The organism is Chryseobacterium sp. OSA05B, from assembly GCF_019970065.1.
Classification (GTDB): Bacteria; Bacteroidota; Bacteroidia; order Flavobacteriales; family Weeksellaceae; genus Chryseobacterium.
Genome location: NZ_JAHXYH010000002.1, coordinates 66,913 through 88,374, shown reverse-complemented (window position 1 = coordinate 88,374; position 21,462 = coordinate 66,913). Strand labels below are relative to the sequence as shown.

The following is a 21,462-nucleotide window of genomic DNA, read 5'->3' as shown; positions in this document are numbered from 1 at the left end:
GGGATGTTATTATTTAGCAAATGGCACCTACTTTTGTCCTTGCAGACCCGGTTACTTTAGATGCGTTCCCACGGACGCCAGTGAAGTCTGTAAACCAAATGGTACCATATGTATTTAAAATAAGAAGGAGCGGAAACGCTCTTTTTTTTATCAATATATAAACCGTAAATTTGCAGTCCAAAAGTTACAGAACGGTATGTTCGAATACAAAACCATAGAAAACCCCATAGAAAACACTTTATTAAAAGAAAAAGGAAGCAAATTCATCGGATTTGCATTTCCTGTTAATAATGAAAAGGAGCTGAAAAACGCACTGGAAAAAGTAAGAGCAGAACACCCGAAGGCAACCCACCACTGTTACGCTTTCAGAATGGGACTTGAAGGGGAAAATTACCGGGCTAACGATGACGGTGAGCCTTCAGGAAGTGCAGGACTTCCTATTTACAATCAGCTTTTAGCTCATGAAATCACCAACGTTCTTGTGATTTCGGTACGTTACTACGGCGGAACAAAACTTGGCGTTTCCGGTTTGGTAAAAGCGTATAAAGAATGTGCAAAGATCACCCTCGAAGAAGCGAATATCATCACCAGGGAACTTGAAGCAGAAATTGAAATTCAGTTTAACTTCAATCAGCAAAATACCATCTTCACCCTACTTTCTAAATTTGATGCGAAGGTTATGAATTTCGATGCTCATGAAAACTGCATCCTGACCGCGTCTTTAAAACTAGCCCAAAAAGAAAGCATCTCAGACAAATTATCCGAGATGCAGTATGTTTCATTTGAATTTAAAGATTAATTTCTTCTTCCGCCAAGCAGTAAAGATCCCCAGTAAAGAAGCTGTGCCAGCGATCCGATGGCTGCCACCACATAGGTTCTTGCTGCCCATTTCAAACTGTCCTGTACGCCTACGAATTCTTCCTGAGTCACCGTCCCTGTATCTTTAAGCCATTTCATCGCTCTGTTGCTCGCATCATATTCAACGGGAAGCGTTACAAAAGCGAAGAGTGTCGTCATGGCAAACATCGCTACTCCTATGGCCAGAACGGCTGTATTTCCGTTCGGATCTTCAATAGACCTTGTAGCCGCCATGATCCCGATACCTGCAAGCAGGACAAACTGCATCAGATTAGATGTTATATTAACAACAGGAACCAGTTTGGAACGCAGATTCAGCATTGAATATCCTACCGCATGCTGTACGGCATGACCGCATTCATGAGCTGCCACCGCAGCCGCAGCCGCGTTTCTCTGCATATAGACTCCTTCAGAAAGATTGACTGTTTTATCTGCCGGATTATAGTGGTCCGTCAGCTGACCGGGAACTGAAATTACCTGTACATCATTGATCCCGTTATCTCTAAGCATTTTTTCTGCCACTTCTTTTCCCGATAGACCATTTCTCAGATGTACATTGGAATAATATTCAAATTTCGACTTCAACCTTGATGAAACCCACCAGCTCACCAGCATTGAAATACCGATAATGATATAATAACCCGTCATTTTATATAGATTTTTGTGTTTGAATTTTAACCATAATGATGTAAAAACTGTGCCAAAGTATTACATTTTATTATTTATATTTGTCCTCTAATTACCCACTAATTATGTCTGCAGTTTCAGTTATTGAAGTAAAAAATCAAAGTGAATTAAAACAATTCGTAAGGTTTCCAATGGATCTTTATAAAAACAACCCGTATTATGTTCCTTCTTTTATCAAAGATGAATTTAAAATCTGGGACGCCAAAGAAAATCCGGCTTTACATTATTCAAAATCCAAACAGTTTCTGGCGTTAAAAGACAATAAAGTGGTTGGAAGAATTGCTGTGATCATCAATAACAAAGAGGAAAAGGAACTGGGTATTAAAAAGGTTCGTTTCGGATGGATCGATTTCATAGATGACAAAGAAGTTTCTAAAGCCCTGATCCAAAAAGCAATAGATTACGCTAAAGAACATCATATAGACAAGATCGAAGGACCGATGGGCTTTACCAATCTTGATAAGGCAGGAATGCTAACCATGGGATTTGACAAATTAGCCACCATGATCGGAATCTACAATCATGAATACTATCCCAAACATCTGGAAGACCTCGGTTTGACCAAAGAAAAAGAATGGGTAGAATATGAAATGAATTTCCCGAAGGTTCTTCCTGAAAAAGTAGAGAAATTCAGTGGTCTGATCGCACAGAAATACAAACTTAAGGTTCTAAACTTCAAGTCAAAACAGGAAATACTTCCGTTTGTAGAGCCCATGTTTAAGCTTCTTGACGAAACCTATAAACACCTTTCTACCTACACGCCTATTTCAGACGAGCAGATCCAGACCTACAGAGAAAAATATTTCCCGTTTATAGACAAAAACTACGTTATCTGTGTTGTAGATGAAAATAACGAATTGGTTTCATTTGCCATCACTATGCCTTCTTATTCAAAGGCACTGCAGAAATCTAAAGGAAAGCTGTTTCCTTTCGGATGGTGGCACTTTTTACAGGCTGGAAAGAAAAACGACCGCGCCAATTTCTATCTGATTGGAATTCATCCCGAGTACCAGAGACGTGGGGTTACCGCCATTATATTCAAAGAAATTTTCGTGCGTTTTACCAGTATGGGAATTGATTTTGCCGAAACCAACCCGGAACTGGAAGAAAATAAAAGTGTTCAGGTTCTGTGGCAGGACTACAATCCGGTGAACCACAAGAGAAGAAGAACCTACTCATTAATGATAAGTAATGAGTAATGAGTAATGAGCAATGAGTAATCGTTGATGAGTTATTAGTGACTTATTTCAAACCAATAACTAATAACTCATATTTTTCACCTTGCAACATGAACCCCGTACCTCACAACCCGTAATACGCATCCCTACCCCATGAAACCACATCTCATTGTTTTCGCCGTTCTTATCGCAACATTTATCGCCTACAACTTCTTTTTCCGGATCGAGGATGACAGGATGAACACGGTAGTTAACATAATCTTAGCCAGTATTCTGTTCGGATATATATCATTCATGGCCTATTCTCTGCTTAGAAAAATGAAGAAATAAACACTATTTTTATTGATTCTAAATTACCGGTTTTCCCTATTTTCAACCCACTTTTAGGCTTATTAATTTCATGCTTTCTTGTTTATTCGCTAAATTTGCAAATTGAGATAATAATGCAAAAATGAATTTACCTGAAAGTTATATTCCAATCCTTCTTCAAGCAGGTGTAGCAGTGGCATTTGTAGCCGTTTCTTTGCTTGGAGCCCATTTTCTGGGACCGAAACAGAAGAAAGGAAATTCTGTAAAAAACCAAAGCTGGGAATGTGGAGTTCCTGTGGAAGGCAATGCGAGAACACCGTTTTCTATTAAATACTTCCTGACTGCGGTATTGTTCGTACTATTCGATATTGAAATCGTATTTTTTTACCCATATGCGGTTAACTTCAGAGAATTCGGAGTAGAAGGATTCCTGGCCGTACTTACCTTCGTCGCGATCTTCTTCATGGCGTTTTTCTATGTTTGGAAACGCGGTGCATTAGATTGGGATAAATAAACTTTAACATTAAAAGATTTAATGTATTTAACGAATTTAAAGATGGATCAGTTTTTAAATTTTTAAATGTTTGAATCTTTAAATATTTAATAAAAATGTCAGATAAAAAACCAGTAATAAGAACAGATGCACCTGCTCCCGAAGGATTTGAAGGAGAAGGGTTTTTCGCAACGAAACTGAGCAGTGTGATCGGGATGGCCAGAAAGTTTTCTCTATGGCCTTTACCATTTGCAACCTCTTGTTGTGGTATCGAGTTTATGGCTACCCTGAACCCTACGTATGATGCTTCAAGATTTGGTATGGAAAGAAACTCTTTCTCTCCAAGACAGGCAGATATGCTAATGGTTTGTGGAACGATATCTAAAAAATTAGGACCGGTCCTAAAAGAAGTTTACACTCAGATGGCTGAGCCGAAATGGGTGGTGGCTGTTGGTGCTTGTGCATCCAGCGGTGGTATTTTTGACACGTACTCTGTATTACAGGGAATCGATAAAATTATTCCGGTGGACGTTTACGTTCCGGGATGTCCTCCAAGACCGGAGCAGATCATTGAAGGCGTAATGCAGGTTCAGGCTCTTTGCGAAAGCGAAAGCATCAGAAGAAGAGATATGCCTGAATACCAGAAATTACTAGATTCTTACAACATAAGCAACTAAGGGAAATGACAAACGAATTTGTACTAGAAGCCATTACAAGAGAATTTCCGGATTCTGTGATTTCAAGTTCAGAACCTTATGGAATGCTGACGATTGAAGTGAAGAAGGATGACATCAAAAAAATCATTCATTATTTAAGAGATTCATCACTGGAATTTAATTTCCTTACTGATATCTGCGGTATTCATTACCCTGAGTTTCCTGAAAAGGAGATTGGTGTCATCTATCACCTGCATAATATGATGGCTAATTTCAGATTACGTCTGAAGATCTTCATGTCCAGAGAAAATATTGAAGTAGATTCTCTTGTAGAATTATTTGCCGGAGCGAACTGGATGGAAAGAGAAACGTTTGATTTCTATGGAATTAAATTCAAAGGACATCCTGACCTGAGAGCGATCCTGAATATGGAAGATCTCGGATACCATCCCATGTTGAAGGAATACCGTCTGGAAGATGGAACAAGAACAGATAAGGACGATAATATGTTCGGAAGATAAAAAGCGAATGGCCAATGGCAGCTAGCCAATAGCCGGAAGCAAATAGCTAAAGCAATCATTATGAAAGATAACTCATTATCTAATATACTTAACCAGTACGACAGTAAGGAGCAGATTGACGGGCAGCTGTACACCCTCAATTTAGGACCTACCCACCCTGCTACCCACGGGATTTTCCAGAATATCTTAACGATGGACGGAGAAAGAATCCTTCACGCAGAGCAAACGGTAGGATACATCCACAGAGCATTTGAGAAAATTTCCGAAAGAAGAAATTATGCTCAGATCACGACGCTTACCGACCGTATGAATTACTGCTCAGCACCTATCAACAACCTTGGTTGGCATATGACAGTAGAAAAGCTGATCGGCATAGAAGTTCCAAAGCGTGTAGATTATATGCGTGTTATTTTAATGGAATTAGCCAGAATCGGAGATCACCTGATCTGTAACGGGGTAACCGGAATGGATGCTGGAGCGATTACAGGTCTTACCTATATGTTCATCGAAAGAGAGCGTATTTACGATATGTACGAGCAGATCTGCGGAGCGAGAATGACGACGAATATGGGAAGAATCGGAGGATTTGAAAGAGATTTCACCCCGAAATTCCATGAGTTACTACAGGATTTCTTAAAAACTTTCCCGGCAAGATTCAAAGAATTCGGAACTTTACTGGAAAGAAACAGAATCTTTATGGACAGAACCATCGGTGCAGGAGCAATTTCTGCCGAAAGAGCATTAAGCTATGGTTTTACAGGTCCGAACTTACGTGCAGCAGGAGTAGATTATGATGTAAGAGTTGCACAGCCTTATTCTTCTTACGAGGATTTCGACTTTATCATTCCTGTAGGAACTGCAGGTGATACGTACGACCGTTTCATGGTTCGTCAGCAGGAAATCTGGGAATCACTTAAAATCATCAAACAAGCATACGAAAATCTTCCTGAAGGGCCATTCCACGCGGATGTTCCTGACTTCTATCTTCCTGAAAAGGCAGATGTTTACAAGAAAATGGAAGCTTTGATCTACCATTTTAAGATCGTTATGGGAGAAACTGAAGTACCTAAAGGAGAAGTTTACCATGCTGTAGAAGGTGGAAACGGAGAATTAGGATTTTATTTGGTGAGCGACGGAGGAAGAACCCCTTACAGACTTCATTTCAGAAGACCATGCTTCATCTACTATCAGGCTTATCCTGAAATGATTACAGGTTCTGTAATTTCAGACGCAATCGTTACGATGTGTAGTATGAATATTATTGCGGGAGAATTAGACGCATAATACATTAGACAAAAAAGATAAAAGAAGAAAGATAAAAGACTTTCTTCAACCCAATATAAATACGAATTTAGAATAACGGACTTCAGAATCTTTTTTCTTTGTTCTTTACTCTTTAATCTTAGATAAAAAATGAGCGAAACAATAGCTTTTAAACCGGAAAGTTTAGAACAGGTACACAAAATTATCGCAAGATATCCTGAGGGAAGACAAAAGTCTGCTCTTCTTCCTGTACTTCACTTAGCACAGAAAGAATTCGGAGGATGGTTAGACGTTCCTGTGATGGATTATGTTGCTGAATTATTAAGTATTAAGCCAATTGAAGTATATGAAGTAGCTACTTTTTATACCATGTTCAATATGAAGCCGGTTGGTAAATATGTTTTGGAAGTATGCAGAACAGGACCTTGTATGGTTTGTGGAAGCGAAAAAATCCTTGATCATATCAGAACCAAACTGAACATTAAGGACGGAGAAACTACCGAAGACGGAATGTTTACCCTAAAACCTGCTGAATGTCTTGGAGCTTGCGGATACGCACCGATGCTTCAGCTGGGGAAATTCTTTCATGAAAATTTAACGATAGAAAAAGTAGACGAAATCCTTGATCTTTGCAGACAGGGACAGGTTGCTTTGGACTAATAAAGATTTTGAATCCTGAATTATGGATTTTAAAATCAGTTAATTTTTAAATAATTATAAAAAGCTAGAAGCCATAAGCCTACAGCTAAAAGCATAACAAAACAATGAGTAAAAAACTTTTACTTAAAGACGCACATATAGAAGGTATTCGCTACTTTGAAACTTACCGTAAACAGGGAGGTTACACCGCAGCTGAAAAAGCCTTGAAAATGACACCTGACGAAATTCTTGAAGAAGTAAAAGCTTCTGGACTTCGTGGACGTGGTGGAGCAGGATTCCCAACAGGGATGAAATGGAGCTTTCTGGCAAAACCGGAAGGCGTTCCAAGACACCTGGTTGTGAATGCCGATGAATCTGAGCCTGGAACTTTCAAGGACAGATATCTGATGGAATTTCTTCCTCATTTACTGATCGAGGGGATGCTTATTTCATCGTTTACTTTAGGTTCAAACGTTTCTTATATCTACATCCGTGGAGAATACTCATGGATCCCGGATATTTTGGAAGAAGCCATTGAAGAAGCTAAAGCAGCAGGATTTTTAGGTAAAAATATTCTTGGAACAGGTTACGATCTGGAAATCTATGTTCAGAGAGGAGGAGGAGCTTATATTTGCGGGGAAGAAACTGCATTGCTTGAATCCCTTGAAGGGAAAAGAGGAAATCCAAGGCTAAAACCACCATTCCCGGCTGTAAAAGGACTTTGGGAAAGACCAACGGTGGTAAACAACGTGGAATCTATCGCGGCTATCGTTCCGATCATTGATATGACTGGAGCTGAATATGCTAAAATCGGGGTAGGAAGATCTACAGGAACAAAATTGATTTCGGCTTGTGGAAATATCAACAAACCCGGAGTTTACGAAATCGATATGACCATTACGGTTGAGGAATTCATTTATTCTGATGAATACTGCGGTGGAATTAAAGACGGAAAAAAATTAAAAGCTTGTATCCCTGGAGGAAGCTCAGTACCGATTGTTCCTGCTAATTTATTATTAAGAACGGTAAACGGAGAACCAAGATACATGAACTATGAATCATTGGCAGACGGTGGTTTCGCTACCGGAACCATGATGGGTTCAGGTGGTTTCATTGTTTTGGATGAAGACCAGTGTATCGTAGAACATACCATGACTTTAGCGAGATTTTATCATCACGAGAGCTGTGGACAGTGTACGCCTTGCCGTGAAGGAACAGGATGGATGCACAAAATCCTGAAGAAAATAGAAAAAGGAGAAGGAAAAATGGAAGACATCGACCTTCTTTGGGATATACAGAGAAAAATTGAAGGAAATACCATCTGCCCATTAGGAGATGCAGCGGCCTGGCCTGTTGCAGCAGCGATCCGTCACTTCAGAGACGAGTTCGAATGGCACGTGAAAAACCCTGAATTATCTCAGACACAAAATTATGGATTGGCACATTATGCAGATCCTATTCCTGCTGTTGAAAAAAATGCATAGCTGAAATGAAGAAGTTATTAGTTGCTGGCTTAATGGTGTCGGGTTTTGCTTTCGGGCAAGTTAAAAAAGATACATTAGACAAAGAATATAAACTGGAGGTAGCTCCATACAAAGCTGAAAAGAAAGAAAAGCCCTTACCCTTAAGTAAAAAAGGTCAGGTATTTGTTTTTTACGGATGGAACAGAGGCGCTTTCAGCAATTCTGATATCCATTTCACAGGAAACGGTTACGATTTTCAGTTGAATAATGTACAGGCAAGAGATAAACCTACCAAGTTCGGAATCGTTTATATCGATCCAAGCTGGTTTACCGTAACACAGTATAACTTCAGACTGGGATATTTTATAAAAGATAACCTGGCTATAGTTTTAGGGATCGATCATATGAAATATGTAATGAAACAGGACCAGACGGTTGATTTTTCAGGAACTATTTCAGATCCAAAATATGCAGGAATGGTACAGAATGGACAGGTTAATTTAGCCGACAGCCAGTTCCTTACTTTCGAGCATACGGACGGATTGAATTATGAAAATTTAGGTATTGAGAAATACAAAAATCTTATTCATAAAAAAAATATAGATTTAGTATGGTCTTATGGAGCGGGAATCGGGGTGATGTTTCCAAAAAGTAATATCAAGCTTTTCGGAAATGAAAGAAGCGACCGATTTCACGTTGCAGGTATGGGAACCGACCTTAGAACCAGTCTTAACATGGTTTTCTGGAAAAACTGGATGATCAGAGCAGAGGCTAAAGCCGGATATATCAATATGTGGGACATCAAGACTACATTGAATAACAAGCCGGATAAAGCACGTCAGGATTTTGTTTTCGGGCAGGTCCTTGCAGGAGTCGGGTATACATTTAACACGAAGAAGTATAATTAAAATATAGCTTAACGCCTTAAAAGCATAAGCGAAAGCATAGAATATGAGCGAAGAGGTTAAAAAATTCAAAATAACTATAGACGGACAGACTACTGAAGTTTTGCCTGGGACTTCTATTTTGGAAGCTGCCAGACAAATCGGTGGAAAATCTGTACCTCCTGCAATGTGCTATTACAGCAAATTGGAAACCAGTGGAGGGAGATGTAGAACTTGCTTAGTCGAAGTTTCGAAAGGATCTGAAGCAGATCCGCGCCCTATGCCTAAATTAGTTGCTAGTTGCAGAACTAACGTAATGGACGGTATGGAAGTGAAAAATCTTTCTTCTGAAAAAGCTCAGGAAGGTAGAAAAGCCGTTACCGAATTCTTATTGGTGAACCACCCTCTGGACTGCCCTGTGTGCGACCAGGCCGGTGAATGCCACCTTCAGGATCTTGGCTACGAGCACGGAAACCTTGAGACAAGAACTGAATTTGAAAGAAATACTTACGAAGCAGACGATCTTGGTCCGAATATCAAGTTGAATATGAACCGTTGTATTCTTTGTGCAAGATGTGTACTGGCAGCCAATCAGTTAACAGGTGAAAGAGAACATGGTATTCTTTTCAGAGGAGATCATGCTGAAATTTCTACTTATTTAAATAAAGCTTTAGATAATGACTTTATCGGAAATGTTATCGATGTTTGCCCGGTAGGTGCATTAACAGACAGAACTTCCCGTTTTGCAAGCAGAGTTTGGTTTACAAAGCCAATGAATGCAACCTGCAAATGTGATAAATGTTCAGGAAAAGCCGTAGTTTGGATGAAAGGTGACGAAATTGTAAGAGTTACCGCCAGAAAAGATCAGTGGGGTGAAGTGGAAGAATTCATCTGTGATACCTGTCGTTTCGAAAGAAAAGAACTTTCAGACTGGAATATTGAAGGTCCTAGACATATCGACAGACACTCGGTAATTTCATTGAACCACTACGAAAAACCTAAGGATGAGCTAAGAGTTTTAGACAATCCTATGGCAAAAGAAATCAGTGAAAAAGACGAAAAATAATTGATAATGAGTTGATGTGATGATGGGGTGATACGATGATTAATCTCTATCCTCCAACATCTAACTTCTAATATCTAACATCTAAATAAAAAATGGATTTACTAACATTTAAACTTATACTTGTACTAGCACTTTTCCTGCTGTCTCTTACGATAGCCGCCTACTCTACCTGGGCTGAAAGAAAAGTTGCCTCTATCATGCAGGATAGAATTGGTCCCAACAGAGCCGGACCTTTCGGACTACTGCAGCCACTGGCCGACGGTGGAAAGTTTTTCTTTAAAGAAGACTTTACCCCTGCCAATGCTGAAAAGTTTCTTTTCGTATTGGGACCGGCATTGGTTATGTTTATTTCATTGATCACAGGAGCGGTTATTCCTTGGGGTAAAAGTTTAAATATTGCAGGTACTTCTTTTGATTTACAGGTTGCCAACATCGACGTTGGGGTACTTTTCATCATCGGAATGGCCTCAATCGGTGTATACGGAATCATGATCGGAGGTTGGGCTTCGAATAACAAATATTCATTATTAGGTGCTATCCGTGCTTCTTCACAGATGATCTCTTACGAATTGGCGATGGGACTGGCATTACTTTCTATCATTATGATGACGGGAAGTTTGGATTTAAAAGAAATTACGGAAAGTCAGACGACTGGAAAATTATGGGGAGTTATTCCATGGGTTTCCGGTATGAACTGGAACATCTTCTATCAGCCAATCGCTTTCCTTGTATTCTTTGTAGCTGCTTTGGCAGAGACGAACAGGCACCCTTTCGATTTACCGGAGTGTGAATCTGAATTGGTAACAGGATATTCTACGGAATATTCTTCAATGAAATTAGGACTGTATATGTTCGGTGAATATGTGAACATGTTTATCTCCAATGCTTTCATGGTCGTTCTTTTCTTCGGTGGTTACAACTATCCTGGAATTGAATGGGTTACTCAGAACTGGGGTGAAAACGCTGCCGGAATCCTGAGCATCGTAGCATTTTTAACGAAAACGGTAATCGGAATTCTGATCTTTATGTGGATCAGATGGACGCTTCCAAGATTTAGATATGACCAATTGATGCACTTAGGATGGAAAACGCTTATCCCAATGGCATTAGTAAACCTATTGATTACAGGTGCTGTAATTTTAGCATTTGCCAACTAGAATAATTTGAAAATGAGATGATGTGATGATGTGATAATATGGTGATGCGGCAAATAAACCTACTTCCATCTTTTAACATCTAACGTCTAACATCTAACATCTATAATTAAATGAAACTTACAAACAGATCAAAAGTTGTTTCCAACAAAGAAATGACCCTTGCTGAAAAAATCTACCTTCCTGCTATTTTTACAGGGATGGGGATTACCTTTAAGCATGCTGTAAGAACCGTGATAAAAGGTGCTCCGGCAGTATATTCATATCCGGAAGTACAGAAACCCAGAACCACGATCTGGAGAGGTCAGCACGTTCTGAAAAGAGACGAAGAAGGCAGAGAAAGATGTACAGCCTGTGGACTTTGTGCCGTAGCCTGTCCTGCAGAAGCCATCACCATGACGGCTTCAGAGAGAACGAAGGAGGAAAAAGGTCTTTACAGAGAAGAAAAATATGCATCAGTATACGAAATCAATATGCTGAGATGTATTTTCTGCGGGATGTGTGAAGAAGCCTGTCCTAAATCTGCGATCTATCTTACAGACAGATTGGTGGATGTAGAAACCAACAGAGGATCTTTCATCTATGGAAAAGACAAATTGGTTGAAAAAATAAATGAAAGGATTGACATTACAACAAGACAATCCGAGAAACAAAAAAATGCGGTAAAATAATGGATCAGTTTTTATTTTTCTTGGTGGCGTTTTTAGCAGTAGCTAGTGCAGTGTATTTTGTATTTGCAAGAAATCCGCTCTATGCTATTTTGTCATTAATTGTTACGATGTTTTCAATTGCGGGAATGTACATTCTTCTGAATGCCCAGTTCCTTGCAATCATTCAGATCATAGTGTACGCAGGAGCCATCATGGTATTATTCCTTTATATCCTGATGATGCTTAACCTTAATAAACAAGACGAAAGTAAGAAGAACAATACTTTAAAATTTGTTGGAGTTTTTACGGCCGGTCTTTTATTAATTGGAGTTTTAGGCGTATTCAGAGGCGTTCAGGACAATCACATTGTTGTTGAAAATGTAGACAAGGGTGTAGGTCTTACGAAAAATCTGGGCAGACTTTTGTTTAATCAATATGTTTTACCGTTTGAGCTTGCATCCATCCTTATTTTGGCAGGTATTGTAGGTGCGGTATTAATCGGTAAAAAAGATTTATAAAATTATGGGAGAAGTAAATACATTTATACAAAGCGTCCCTCTTAACTATTTCATCATGCTTTCATCAGTATTGTTCTGTCTGGGAGTATTGGGAGTATTGTTGAGAAAAAACGCTATTGTTATTTTGGGCTGTGTAGAGCTTATGCTGAATTCTGTAAACCTTTTATTGGCTGCTTTTTCAGCGTATAAAGGAAACGGAGACGGACAGCTTTTAGTTTTCTTCATTATGGTGGTAGCCGCCGCTGAAGTTGCGGTAGGTCTGGCAATTATTGCTATGCTATATAGAAATACCCGTTCTGTGGATGTAAGTATATTTAATAAATTAAGAGGATAAGGAATGGAAAATTTAGTGTATGCAATAGTACTTTTACCACTATTAGGGTTTCTTATTAACGGTTTATTCGGGAAAAATCTTCCAAAAATATTTGTAGGCTCTCTGGCTACAGCAATGGTTTTCGGATCATTCTGTATCGCGGTAAGTCTTTTCATGAAATTTGATTCTGAAAGTCAGCCTGTCATCGTAAAAGCTTTCGAGTGGTTTACAGTAAACGGGGTTCAGATCAATTTCGGATTCCAGATTGATCAGCTTTCATTAATGATGGTGATGATCATCACAGGTATCGGATCCCTGATCCATTTATATTCTATCGGATATATGAGCCACGACAAAGGTTTCTATAAGTTCTTTACTTATCTGAATCTTTTCATCTTCTCGATGCTGCTTTTAGTAATGGGAAGCAACTACCTGATCCTGTTCATCGGATGGGAAGGTGTAGGTCTTTGTTCTTACCTGTTGATCGGATTCTGGTATACCAACGAAGAATATGGTAAAGCGGCAAGAAAAGCTTTCATCATGAACAGAATTGGTGACCTTGCGTTACTGATCGGGATCTTCATGATCGCGGCTCAGACCAATGCAGTGGATTTCCTTACCGTAGCACAAAACTCTTCAAAATTTGAATTAGACGGAACAGTAATTATCTTTATTACGGCCAGTTTATTTATCGGAGCTACCGGTAAATCTGCTCAGGTTCCTTTATATACATGGCTACCGGATGCGATGGCCGGTCCTACTCCAGTATCAGCGTTGATCCACGCGGCAACGATGGTAACGGCAGGTATCTATTTAGTGGTAAGATCAAACTTCTTATTTACTTTGGCACCTACGGTTCAGGGAGGAATTTTATTCATCGGATTCTTAACAGCTGCTTTGGCTGGATTCTATGCACTTCGTCAGAACGACATCAAAAAAGTATTGGCCTACTCTACCGTTTCACAGCTTGGATTTATGTTCATTGCTTTAGGATTGGGAGCTTATACTACAGCGATGTTCCACGTAATGACACACGCATTCTTCAAAGCACTATTATTCCTGGGAGCAGGTTCTGTGATCCACGCGATGAGCAACGAGCAGGATATGCGTTTCATGGGAGGTCTGAAAAAATACATTCCTATTACCCACGCTACTTTCCTTATCGGAACATTGGCGATCTCAGGTTTCCCTTTATTATCAGGGATGATCTCAAAAGACGAAATTTTAGTAGCAGCATTCGCTAAAAACCCAATGTACTGGGTGATCTTATTTGTTTTAGCGGCTATGACTGCCACCTATATGTTCAGACTGTACTACCTGACATTCCACGGAGAATTCAGAGGTACGGAAGATCAGAAACATCACTTACACGAAAGCCCGTCTAATATGACCCTTCCGTTAATCGTGCTGGCTATCCTTTCTGTGCTTGGAGGTTTCATTAACCTTCCTCACTTCATCGGACACGGTCATTATGCGAAACTAATGGAATGGCTGAAGCCTGTTCTTACCGAGCAGAGCTACAAACAAATGGAAGCAACTCTTTCGGGAGTTCCTTTTGGGACTGAAATGATCTTATTAGGCGCTACAGTGCTGATGTTCTTCTCCGTATGGTTTATCGTAAAAAATACCTACGTGAAAAAGAAAAAAATGGCTCTGGCAGAAGAAAGCTATACCGGATGGGAGAAACTTTCTGCTAAGAAATTATATGTAGACGAACTTTACAATGCATTGATTGTAAAAACTGTTGAAGGATTAGGACGCGGAGGAAAGATGTTTGATAAAGGGATCTTAGACCGTTTTGTAGACTTCGTAGGCGAAGGCGCTGAAGACAGCGGAAAAGCGATGAAGCGTATCCAGAACGGAAATGTAGAGACTTATATTCTTATCATGTCTTTAGCAGTGGGAATTATACTGATTGTTAACTTTATATTACAATAATGTCTGGTTTATTATTAACATTATTACTATTACCTCTAGTAGGTTCGGGATTAGTTTTTGCATGGAAAAATAAATCCAGCAAATATTTGGCGCTAGGAATAGCTTTGATCCAAATGCTTATTACATTTTATATCGTAGCGGATTTTGATTTTAATCCAACGGTAGACAGTGTATTGCAGCACGAGATCAACTACCCTTGGTCACAATTTATTAAAAGCTCGCTTCATTTCGGGATTGACGGAATGAGTCTGCTGCTTTTACTGTTGACCAATATCTTAACACCCATCATTATTTTATCTTCGTTTAACGAAAATGTAAGCTACAGAAATACATTCTACGGCCTGATTCTGCTGATGCAGTTCGGTCTTGTTGGGGTGTTCACTTCTTTAGACGGACTGTTGTTCTACATTTTCTGGGAAGTAACCCTGATTCCGATCTGGTTTATCGCCGGACTTTGGGGCCAGGAAAATAAAAGATTTGAATTCACTACGAAATTCTTCGTTTATACATTCGTTGGGTCGTTATTCATGTTAGCCGGATTGATCTATGTGTACAACCACTCTGCATCATTCGCTTTAACAGATTTATATAATGCTCAGCTTAATGAGGTACAGCAGACGGTGGTATTCTGGTTTATTTTCTTTGCATTTGCAGTGAAATTACCGGTATTCCCTTTCCATACGTGGCAGCCTGATACGTATACCTACTCTCCTACTCAGGGATCCATGCTTTTATCAGGGATCATGCTGAAGATGGCGGTGTATGGGGTTATCCGTTATTTGCTTCCGATCACTCCGCTTCCTATTGCAGGAATTTCAGGACAGATCGTAATTATCTTGGCTATCGTAGGAATTGTTCACGGTGCTCTCATCGCGATCATCCAGACCGATATGAAGAGAATCATCGCGTATTCTTCTTTCTCTCACGTAGGATTAATGGTGGCAGGGATTTTCTCTTCTGCAGTGATCACGTTAAGAGGAACATTCAATATTGAAGGAGCTGAAGGCGCATTGGTACAGACATTTGCTCACGGTATCAACGTAGTGGGACTATTCTACTGTTGTGATATTTTATACAAGAGATTTAAATCAAGAGACATCAGACAAATGGGAGGTTTAGCGAAAGTGGCTCCTAAGTTTGCCGTGTTGTTCCTGATTATTATATTAGGTTCAATGGGAGTTCCATTAACCAATGGATTCATCGGAGAATTTATCTTGCTGAAATCAGTATATGATTTCAACGGACTGGCGGCAGTGATTGCAGGTCTTACTGTAATTCTTTGTGCGGTTTACCTGTTGAGATTCTACGGAAAAGCAATGTTCGGAGAAGGAGACGAAGCCGTTCTAAGTACAGCTAAAGATTTATCAGCTGTTGAATTTTCTGTATTGGCAAGTTTAGCGGTTTTCGTGATCCTGTTGGGGATTTTCCCACAGCCGGTGATCGATATGGTGAGCAGTTCGCTGAAGTTTATTTACACAGCAATGGCTAATTAGAAGATTAAAAGATTTAAAAATTAAAAAATTAAGAGATTAGGAAATGAGAAATCAGAAATTGTATCTCAGCTCTCATGTCTCACATCTCAAATCTATATTATGAGTGTTTTAATTATTGTTTTCCTAACGGCAGTTATTGCGTTATTTTCGGGAGTTTTTGAACAAGGAAAATTCGCAAGATACATTGGGATTTTAGGATTGATCATCGCATTATATGTAAGCTTCTTACCTGAATGTGCTTTCTTCGAAAAGTACAGACATATGTATGAGTACACTGCAAATACGGCGTTATTCACCAAAATTTCTATTGTAACAACCTTATTGTTATTCTTCCTGGGAGGTTTTGCGTTCAGCAATCACAGAAGCCACCAGTCAGAATTATATGCACTGATGCTTTTTGCATTATGCGGAGGGATCGTCCTTTTCGGATTCCAGAATTTGGTTACTCTTTTCTTGGGAGTAGAAATTCTTTCCATCCCTTTATATGTAATGGCCGGTGCCAACAAAACTGATTTAAGATCAAACGAAGCTTCGATCAAATATTTCCTAATGGGTGCGTTCGCCACAGGTTTCTTACTGTTCGGGATCGCATTTATCTACGGAAGTACCGGAAGCTTTGACTTGTATAAAATACAGGATTTTGGAGTTAAAAATCCGAAGGACGTTATGTTCATTTTAGGTGTTCTGCTTATTCTTTGTGCTTTGGCATTCAAGGTAGCATTAGCCCCTTTCCACATGTGGAGTCCTGATGTATATGCAGGCTCTCCTTCACTGATTACGGCATTCATGGCGAGTGTGGTAAAGATCTCAGGATTCTTTGCTTTATTCAGATTAATGACCATCGGATTTGGAGGAGTAACGGAACAATGGATTAATGTTTTTGGAGTATTCTTAATTATCACATTGCTTTTAGCCAACGTAATGGGTCTTGCCCAGACGAATGCCAAAAGAATGCTGGCTTACTCTTCTGTATCTCACGCTGGATACATCGGATTGGTATTCTTCGGAATGACAAGCCTTTCTACGTATAACCTGGCATTTTATCTATTCGCTTACGCGTTATCTACAGTAGGCGTTTTCATGTGCCTGATTTATGTAGAGAAATTAAAGAGAGAAACGTCTTTCGGAGCATTCAAAGGATTGGCAAAATCAGAACCTTTATTGGCTACAGTAGCGGCTATCTCTATGCTTTCAATGGCAGGGGTTCCACTTACAGCTGGATTTATGGGGAAATTTGCTTTATTCTCCCAGGCAATGAATTCTAAGCATGGTGTTTTCTTGGTATTGGTAGCCGTACTGGGTTCTGCAGTATCTATTGCTTATTATCTGAGACTGATTATTTCAATGTTCTTCTTTAAAGATTCCACATTCAAATCTTCAGAAAAAGTAACCCTTACCTACAATATCGTAGCGGTATTTGTAATAGCATCTATTATCGCATTGGGAGTTTTCCCGGATCTGTTCGCAAGACAGTTCGGATTGTAAGATTCTCCTGTAAAAATATACAAAGCACAACTTTTCAGTTGTGCTTTTTTTTGTGAAAGACAATGGAAAGAACTTAGAAATAAACTTTATCAACATAACATGATTATGAAATGCAGAATTATTATTTTAAATCTCCCTGAAAACACTTAAATTTGAGTACCTATTAATCACCATGAAAAAAATCCTTATCACCCTACTTACTGCCCTGCTCATCGCAGCCCTTGTATTTTTCGTCAATAAAGACCAAAAGGACACTGCGAATTACAGAATGTTCGTTCTCCCTTTTGCGCTCATATTTTCTGTTCCTTTAATGAAATTTCTATTTCCGGTCACTAAAGAATTAAAGATCGGAACATCAGAATTTTATCCTAATCTTTTTCATAAAACTGCAGAATTTTTCAAAAAGAAAAGCGGCAACAGATAATGTTCTATCTATTTCTGCCTATTGTTTAAGAAAAATAAACAAAGCGGTTCCAAAAGATCATTTTCACCAATCCAAAGCCCATTTGCAAGTGGTGTTTTTTTCATAACTTTACTTTAAATTTCAGCTCTTGGCCAATCTTTACAAAAAAGACGCTCCATTTCAGGTTCTTATATCATTCAAAAAATATTTGGATGTGCTTGAACATATACGGTACAACGACCGTTTCGAGTACAGGGTCAATTATGCTGAATCTTTAATTGAAAGGACAAAAAAATTTCCTGAGCTCAGAGACGGATTCCTGGATGAAGCACTTCTCGAAAAACATGAAGACCTCATCAGGCAGCTGCTTGCAGATCTCTTCCCTACCGGTCTTACACGCAATGAAATTAAGGCGGCCAGTTTTCCGCTTTCCAAAACTACTTTCAACTATACCGAAAGATTTAAAGATATCCTTAAAGACGCCGGAAAGGACTTTGAAATAGAGCTGAGAAATATCGGCGACGATGAATTTTACGTCTTCTGCTGCTGTCTCATTCTTCAGAGTTATTTCAAAAGAGATATAAAAAGTACCATGCCTCTTTATTATGATATCCCCAACAGGCTGGGAATCATGAAACATTATAAGATTACGGTCAATTCAGATTTCACAGAAATTTACCCTACCGAAGAGGCAAAAATTCCGACGGATGATGTACTGGATATGCTGCTCGAAAATCTGGATGATTTCAAGCTGTGGAAAAAATATTTCCCGTCAAAATCATGGGTTCTGAAAGGTTTCACCATCATTTCTCTGGTAGATTGTACATCAGAGGTAGCTTTATCAGATCTTAAATCGAGTATGATAGAAATCGATCCGGAAGATTTAAGTCCCGACGAAAACCTCGTGGAAATTTTCAAGTCTTATTTTGATGTCCCGGAACTCAATTTCGGATTGATGCTGTTCGATAAAAAAGATCAGAAACTGGGCAGATTGCCGATTTACGAAAATGTGTTCACCCATCACGTTCTGGATTTCTGGATCAATGCATTTGATGAGGAAACCCGAAAGAATACATTCACAAATTTAAACCACAACTCCAGACCGATTGTCATTTCCAATGTCAGCAATCTGGATGACGATATCAAATCACTTCCCTCTTTCAGTATTTTAAGGGATAACAATATCAACAGCTTTATGGTGATTCCCATCATGAAGGATAATGAATTGTTGGCCATCATGGAATTCACCTCTCCGCAAGCCAATAGTTTTAACGGATTAAAGCTGAAAAAAATGGAGTTTTTCACCGATATGATTCTGTTCTCCCTGAACAGATTCAGTTTTGAGAAAAACTACCAGATAGAAGCGATTATCCAGCGTGAATATACATCCATCCACGACAGTGTGGTATGGAAATTCAGGAATGAAGCGGAGAAATATTTCAATGCTTCACTCGGAAAGAAAATGTATACACTGAAGCAGATTTCTTTTAAAAACCTGACGCCATTATTTGGTTTTTCTGATATCCGTTCTTCTTCTGAAAAACGTTTCAATCTGATGCTGGAAGACCTCAACCAGCAATTGGAAAGTCTTCATGATATTTTCACGATAATCAATTCGGATTCGGAGAAATATCTTTTGGCACTGGATGTTTTCGAGAATGAGCTGAACAACGAAATCAAAGCAGATACGGAACAGCGCTTTCAAAGATTCCTAAGAGAAGAAATCCATCCTTATCTTCAGGGAAAACTGGAGCTGAAAACGGATGCCCAAATTAAGAATAAGATCAAGGATTATTTTGTGCAGGTTTTTACACAAACCGACCTGTTTTATGCCAACAGAAAAAGTCTGGATGATTCTATCACACTGGTGAACAGAAAACTTGCTGATATGCTGGATGAAGGTCAGGTAAAGGCCCAGCAGATCTTCCCGCATTATTTTGAAAGGTTTAAATCTGACGGTGTGGAGCACAATCTGTACATCGGACACAATATTGCTCCGGAACTCACTTATACCTCAAAAGAAGTTCATAAATTAAGGTACTGGCAGCTGAAGACCATCTGTAATATGGAGCGTGAATTTCACAACTTCAAGAGAGATCTTCCGATCCAGCTGGATATTGCATCACTTATTTTTGTTTACAATGAAAAAATAGACATCCGCTTCAGAATGGATGAAAAGCGTTTTGATGTAGATGGTGCCTACAATTCTTATTATGAAATTGTAAAAAAACGTCTGGACAAAGCTCATGTAAAAGATTCATCGGAAAGAATTACCTGTCCGGGAAAAATCACCATCGTATATTTCGGTATGGAAAACCAGAAAGAATATCTGGACTACATCAGTAAACTTCAGAAAAAAGGAATTCTTCAGAATGACGTGGAGTTCCTGAAGGTGGAAGATCTTCAGGGCATTACGGGATTACTGGCGCTGAGAATTTCTCTGGATAATTCATCAGTAAGCATTGAAAAGAATCAATAAAAACCGGCTTAAATTTGTTTTTCAACCTCCAGAACCTCCCTTTTCAAGCCTCCATCTTCAATTCTTCAATCATCATTCATCAATCATCAATCTATAAAATAAGAATCAGGCTTTTTAAGCTCCCCCTGAGGTATTCCGGCCTGCTCGAAAATAGAATATTCAATGGTTCTGCACATGCTGTTCAGGGCCAGGTCATTTTCCTCTTCTCCAAATGGCTCCCCAATCTCCTGGATAATGGCATCCAATGCAATGAAGGTATAACTGATCAGCAGAACGATCAGCGGCATCATCCAACCCAATGAATCCACCAGCCCGAAAGGCAGCCAGAAACAGTACAGATAAACCGTGCGGTGAAGCAATACACTGTAAGCAAAAGGCAGCGGTGTATTGAAAATTCTCTCACATCCTCCTGAAATATTGGAAAACTGATTCAGCTGATGGTCCATGGAAGTCATCACGATGGTGTCTATATTTCCCTTCCGTTGCTGCTCATTCAGCCAGTCTGCAATAAAGCCGATAATAATGCTTGGAATAAACTTTTTGTCTTTCAGCTGTTCTGCCTGTTCGGGAGAAAGAAGCCTTGTCAGATGTTCTGTCCCTGATTTCTCTCTTAACTGATAATTTAAGGACCAGCAGAATGCTGATATTAATTTGATGATTTTTTCTTTCTCTTCTTTCGCAGTAACAGACGGATCATTCACCAGTGAAAGGATCTGTCTTGTAAAAGATCTCGTTTCTATCACAAGTGAACCCCAGAGTTTACGCCCTTCCCAGAAACGGTCATAGCTAGCGGAATTACAGAAACCCATGAAAATAGCCAGTGCAAGGCCAAGCAGGGTAAAAATGGTAGGATTAAGATGTACTTTATAATCAAAAACTTTCCCTTTTAAATAATAGACAGAAAGCGAAAACAGCAAAATAATACTGAGTTGAATTATTATTTTCTTCAACACGGAACCTCTCCATATAAACAACATTTTCAGCCAATTGGCACGCTGTCTGACAATCATCT

General features: G+C 39.3%; 22 protein-coding genes. 20 read left to right on the top strand and 2 right to left on the bottom strand.

The window, feature by feature from the left end; genetic code table 11:
• Positions 1–196 precede the first annotated feature (196 nt).
• The gene (locus tag LC419_RS07730) at positions 197–799 is read left to right on the top strand and encodes a YigZ family protein (protein WP_223606806.1); all 603 of its coding nucleotides are present in this window, start codon (positions 197–199) and stop codon (positions 797–799) included.
• On the opposite strand, the gene LC419_RS07725 is transcribed toward LC419_RS07730, so the two are convergent.
• Positions 796–1,506 carry a zinc metallopeptidase gene (locus LC419_RS07725; protein ID WP_047454732.1) on the bottom strand — a complete coding sequence of 237 codons (711 nt, stop codon included), beginning with the start codon at positions 1,504–1,506 and terminating at the stop codon, positions 796–798. The genes LC419_RS07730 and LC419_RS07725 overlap by 4 nt on opposite strands.
• A 104-nt stretch (positions 1,507–1,610) precedes the next feature.
• Between LC419_RS07725 and LC419_RS07720 the strand changes: the two genes are divergently transcribed.
• From LC419_RS07720 to LC419_RS07630, 19 genes are all read left to right on the top strand, one after another.
• Positions 1,611–2,744 carry a GNAT family N-acetyltransferase gene (locus LC419_RS07720; RefSeq protein WP_223606805.1) on the top strand — a complete coding sequence of 378 codons (1,134 nt, stop codon included), beginning with the start codon at positions 1,611–1,613 and terminating at the stop codon, positions 2,742–2,744.
• A 132-nt stretch (positions 2,745–2,876) separates the two neighbouring features.
• Positions 2,877–3,053: a hypothetical protein gene (locus tag LC419_RS07715; RefSeq protein WP_223606804.1), complete on the top strand. Its 177-nt coding sequence runs from the start codon at positions 2,877–2,879 to the stop codon at positions 3,051–3,053.
• A 121-nt stretch (positions 3,054–3,174) separates the two neighbouring features.
• The gene (locus tag LC419_RS07710; protein ID WP_034730696.1) at positions 3,175–3,546 is read left to right on the top strand and encodes an NADH-quinone oxidoreductase subunit A; all 372 of its coding nucleotides are present in this window, start codon (positions 3,175–3,177) and stop codon (positions 3,544–3,546) included.
• A 95-nt stretch (positions 3,547–3,641) separates the two neighbouring features.
• Entirely contained in the window at positions 3,642–4,202 is a 561-nt protein-coding gene (locus LC419_RS07705) for an NADH-quinone oxidoreductase subunit B (protein ID WP_047454729.1), read from the top strand.
• Between the two features lie 5 nt (positions 4,203–4,207).
• Positions 4,208–4,702, top strand: coding sequence for an NADH-quinone oxidoreductase subunit C (locus LC419_RS07700; RefSeq protein WP_223606803.1), 495 nt, complete (start codon positions 4,208–4,210; stop codon positions 4,700–4,702).
• A 60-nt stretch (positions 4,703–4,762) separates the two neighbouring features.
• Entirely contained in the window at positions 4,763–5,986 is a 1,224-nt protein-coding gene (gene nuoD / locus LC419_RS07695) for an NADH dehydrogenase (quinone) subunit D (protein WP_223606802.1), read from the top strand.
• Between the two features lie 129 nt (positions 5,987–6,115).
• Positions 6,116–6,625 (top strand): NAD(P)H-dependent oxidoreductase subunit E, encoded by a 510-nt coding sequence (nuoE, locus tag LC419_RS07690; protein WP_034703555.1) that lies wholly within the window; start codon positions 6,116–6,118, stop codon positions 6,623–6,625.
• Between the two features lie 104 nt (positions 6,626–6,729).
• The gene (nuoF, locus tag LC419_RS07685; RefSeq protein WP_223606801.1) at positions 6,730–8,088 is read left to right on the top strand and encodes an NADH-quinone oxidoreductase subunit NuoF; all 1,359 of its coding nucleotides are present in this window, start codon (positions 6,730–6,732) and stop codon (positions 8,086–8,088) included.
• 5 nt (positions 8,089–8,093) lie between these two features.
• Positions 8,094–8,975: a hypothetical protein gene (locus LC419_RS07680; protein WP_223606800.1), complete on the top strand. Its 882-nt coding sequence runs from the start codon at positions 8,094–8,096 to the stop codon at positions 8,973–8,975.
• 43 nt (positions 8,976–9,018) lie between these two features.
• Complete coding sequence (locus LC419_RS07675; protein WP_034730719.1) at positions 9,019–10,017, top strand: 2Fe-2S iron-sulfur cluster-binding protein; 999 nt, start codon at positions 9,019–9,021, stop codon at positions 10,015–10,017.
• Between the two features lie 92 nt (positions 10,018–10,109).
• Complete coding sequence (nuoH, locus tag LC419_RS07670; protein ID WP_223606799.1) at positions 10,110–11,174, top strand: NADH-quinone oxidoreductase subunit NuoH; 1,065 nt, start codon at positions 10,110–10,112, stop codon at positions 11,172–11,174.
• A gap of 110 nt (positions 11,175–11,284) precedes the next feature.
• Positions 11,285–11,842 carry an NADH-quinone oxidoreductase subunit I gene (locus tag LC419_RS07665; RefSeq protein WP_034703566.1) on the top strand — a complete coding sequence of 186 codons (558 nt, stop codon included), beginning with the start codon at positions 11,285–11,287 and terminating at the stop codon, positions 11,840–11,842.
• Positions 11,842–12,339 (top strand): NADH-quinone oxidoreductase subunit J, encoded by a 498-nt coding sequence (locus LC419_RS07660; RefSeq protein WP_034703568.1) that lies wholly within the window; start codon positions 11,842–11,844, stop codon positions 12,337–12,339. The genes LC419_RS07665 and LC419_RS07660 overlap by 1 nt, the downstream gene beginning before the upstream one ends.
• Before the next feature lie 4 nt (positions 12,340–12,343).
• Positions 12,344–12,673: an NADH-quinone oxidoreductase subunit NuoK gene (gene nuoK, locus LC419_RS07655; RefSeq protein ID WP_034730724.1), complete on the top strand. Its 330-nt coding sequence runs from the start codon at positions 12,344–12,346 to the stop codon at positions 12,671–12,673.
• 3 nt (positions 12,674–12,676) lie between these two features.
• Positions 12,677–14,590 carry an NADH-quinone oxidoreductase subunit L gene (nuoL, locus tag LC419_RS07650; protein ID WP_223606798.1) on the top strand — a complete coding sequence of 638 codons (1,914 nt, stop codon included), beginning with the start codon at positions 12,677–12,679 and terminating at the stop codon, positions 14,588–14,590.
• On the top strand, positions 14,590–16,083 hold the full coding sequence (locus LC419_RS07645; protein WP_223606797.1) for a NuoM family protein: 1,494 nt from the start codon (positions 14,590–14,592) through the stop codon (positions 16,081–16,083). Before nuoL ends, LC419_RS07645 begins: the two co-directional genes overlap by 1 nt.
• A 99-nt stretch (positions 16,084–16,182) precedes the next feature.
• On the top strand, positions 16,183–17,568 hold the full coding sequence (locus LC419_RS07640) for an NADH-quinone oxidoreductase subunit N (RefSeq protein WP_223606796.1): 1,386 nt from the start codon (positions 16,183–16,185) through the stop codon (positions 17,566–17,568).
• A 172-nt stretch (positions 17,569–17,740) separates the two neighbouring features.
• Positions 17,741–17,992 carry a hypothetical protein gene (locus LC419_RS07635; RefSeq protein WP_223606795.1) on the top strand — a complete coding sequence of 84 codons (252 nt, stop codon included), beginning with the start codon at positions 17,741–17,743 and terminating at the stop codon, positions 17,990–17,992.
• 193 nt (positions 17,993–18,185) lie between these two features.
• A complete protein-coding gene (locus LC419_RS07630; protein ID WP_223606794.1) occupies positions 18,186–20,450 on the top strand; it encodes a GAF domain-containing protein in 2,265 nt (754 codons plus the stop codon).
• 86 nt (positions 20,451–20,536) lie between these two features.
• Here the strand turns inward: LC419_RS07630 and LC419_RS07625 are convergent, their stop codons facing one another.
• Entirely contained in the window at positions 20,537–21,460 is a 924-nt protein-coding gene (locus tag LC419_RS07625) for a bestrophin family protein (protein WP_223606793.1), read from the bottom strand.
• Positions 21,461–21,462: the final 2 nt, after the last annotated feature.